The 2797-nt window shown below is 58.3% G+C and carries 2 protein-coding genes; both read right to left on the reverse strand.

Annotated features, from left to right (window positions below; translation table 11 throughout):
* Positions 1 to 122 precede the first annotated feature (122 nt).
* Positions 123 to 2150: a PhoX family protein gene (locus WAO69_RS10245; protein ID WP_422178690.1), complete on the reverse strand. Its 2028-nt coding sequence runs from the start codon at positions 2148 to 2150 to the stop codon at positions 123 to 125.
* A gap of 230 nt (positions 2151 to 2380) precedes the next feature.
* Entirely contained in the window at positions 2381 to 2563 is a 183-nt protein-coding gene (locus WAO69_RS10250) for a hypothetical protein (RefSeq protein WP_422178692.1), read from the reverse strand.
* Between the last annotated feature and the right edge of the window lie 234 nt (positions 2564 to 2797).

Genomic DNA, 2797 nt, shown 5'->3' on the forward strand with positions numbered 1-2797 from the left:
GCCTTGTCGGGCATGTTGACGACGGGTGAGTTCAGTCCAAGCCATTGTGATCTCCATTCAGCCTTACAACCGAACAGAATCACAAGTGACTGAACTCACTCAAATAGTTTCAAATCAGGCTCTCAGACCGCGATCTTGCCACCGCCCTGTTTCGTGACCACCACCACCGAGGGGCGCGGGGGCATGGCGGGGTCGAAATCCGGCCAGCGTGTGGCGGGATCTTCAAAGGTTGAATCCCTCTCAAAGCCCTTGAGGTCTTTTGTGCCGTCTGTACCGGGGTGCTGCACTGCAAGGAACAGCGTTTCGCTGTCCGGGGTGAAGTAGGGTCCGCAGAGCTCTCCGCCCACGGGGCAGCGGAAGAACAGTTTGGAATGGCCGCGCAGTTCTCCTTCGGTCTCCAGTGAGTAGAGCCCGTCGGATTTGCCCGTCCGGCCCCAGCCAGTCCCCTGGTCGGTCGAGATCCAGAGGCGGCCATCGGCATCTATCGCGCAATTGTCGGGGGAGCCGAACCAGCCGTTTTCCGAGGTTTCTGGGTTCCATTTCGCGCCGACCTCGGCAATCGCCGGGTCTCCGCACAGCACCAGGATGGACCATGTGCCTTTCGTCGCCGCATGGTTGCCGCCGTCTTCCTTGATTTCGATGATGTGACCGAAACGGCTGTCTGCGCGGGGGTTTGCAGCGTCGACCTGGTCCTCTGTGCGCCGCGAGTTGTTGGTCAGCATGATATAGGCTGTCCCATCCCCGCGTGGTTGTGCGTCTTCCGGGCGATCCATGGGCGTGGCTCCAAGGAGATCAGCGGCCAGGCGCGTGTCGATGGCGATATCGGCCTGCGAGTTGAACCCGTTCTCGGCCGTGAGCGGGCCTTCGCCATGCACAAGGGCGAGCCAGTCGATCGTGCCGTCCTCGTTGAATCGTGCCACATAGAGCGTGCCCTCGGAGAGCAGGGACGAGCCAAAGACCGCGTTCTCTTCGGTGACGACCTGGGCGGAAACCCATTTGTATTGATAGTCGAACCGGTTGTCGTCGCCGGAATAGATGACCAGACGGCCATCCGAGGAGATGGTGGTTTCGGCACCTTCATGGCGGAAGCGTCCCAGCGCGGTGTGTTTGACCGGAGGCGCATCGGGATTGAACGGATCGACTTCGACGATATAGCCAAAGCGGTTGGATTCGTTGGGTTCCTTGTCGATGTTGAAGCGGTCGTGATGCTGACCCCAGTTGTACCACCGTCCGGGCACACCATAGCGCCGCATCGAGATCGCCTCGGGTTGCGCCGATACATCCGGATTGCCTTCGCCGTCCAGCACATCGGTCCAGAAATAGCCGTGGAAGTTTTCCTCGGCCATCAGGTAGGTACCCCATGGGGTCATCCCGCCGGCGCAGTTGTTGATCGTGCCGATTACCGTGGTGCCTGTGGGATCCGCGCTTGTCTTGAGCCTGTCATGACCCGCCGCAGGTCCGGACAGGGTCATCACAGTGTTCAGCGGTGAGATGCGCCGGTTCAGCGCGCTGTCTCGGACCAGCGACCACTTTCCGGCATCGTCTTTGGCGATCTCGACCACGGTTCCGCCATGGGCGGCCATTTCGATGTCGACCAGCTCTTTGGTCATGCCCTCGAAAGCCACACGATCCTGACGGCCGAGACCGGGAAACATCACCTCTTCATTGGTGTATTCGTGGTTCACGCAGAGCACACCGCGTGTTGCGTCATCATTGAGAGGCCAGAAGCCGACATAGTCGTTGTTATAGCCGAACTGCTTGAGCTGGGCCTCGGCGGTCTGATTCATCACGTCAAATTCAGGTGCATCCGCGGTGATCGGATCACCCCAGCGCAGCAGCACATCGGCATCATAGCCGTCGGCGATGTGGTGACGCTCGTCATTTCCCCAGGTCAGTTCGTTGAACACATAGCGGCTTGCACTGGCGGCCTGCGCCGCGCGCGGGGCGATCAGGGCCGACGTTCCGAACAAGGCGGTGGTCGCCGAGACGCCCAGCATGCCGCGCAAGACATCACGGCGGCCATAGCGGGCGTTGATCACGTCACCAATGGTGCGGTCCAGGTTGGGGTTGGTCGGGATGTCGTCGAAGGCCTCGAAGGCTTCGGCCTTGTTTCCATAGTCCGGGTCTTGAATGATGGTAGTGCGGTCCATCTGCATCACGCTCCTGAAATGGTTAAGTCGGGGCGAATCTCGGTGTTTCGCCAATACTGGCAAACTGTCGGTGCTTTGTGACAGGCCTGTGAAGCCCGTGTGGAACGTCATTTTTAACTGGTTATGTGCGAATTTGTAAAAACGTATTCCCTTTGTATGTCCTTTGGCCACTTACGCAAAAAGCCCCAAGCGTTAACTCAGGGCTTTTTTATGGTAGCACCATAATAAGTTCAGTGCACCGTTGCTGGCGTTTCCCACGGGCGTTTCATCGCAATGTTATCGACGCGGATCTTGCCGCCCACAGGCATCGACTCCATCGTGGCCTGCAGCTTCTTTATCCTGTGCATCCCGATTTCGACAAACACCCGCATAAGCCTGTCGAGCAGCATATACTTGTCGACAAGCCCCGCCACGTACTCGGGTGGTGTTGCATAAGAATTATGCAACGGCCTGTGTGATGAGCCCTCGACACCAAGCAGGGCCTTAATGCCAGGTGCATCAGAGGCGCGGCAAATGTCATCAGGCGACGTGCGCTGTGCCTGTTCTGTTAACCAACATCCCCTTTACGCCTATTTTGTTGAAAAACTCTTGCTTGATCGAGGGCTGATCTGCTGATTCAATTTTGCTTGTGAGCGGGAGGATTGACG

The organism is Aestuariivita sp., assembly GCF_049276915.1.
GTDB lineage: Bacteria > Pseudomonadota > Alphaproteobacteria > Rhodobacterales > Rhodobacteraceae > Aestuariivita.

What these genes read in the sequence shown, in the direction of transcription:
- WAO69_RS10245 (WP_422178690.1), bottom strand. Translation starts at nt 2,150, where the DNA reads ATGGACCGCACTACCATCATTCAAGACCCGGACTATGGAAACAAGGCC.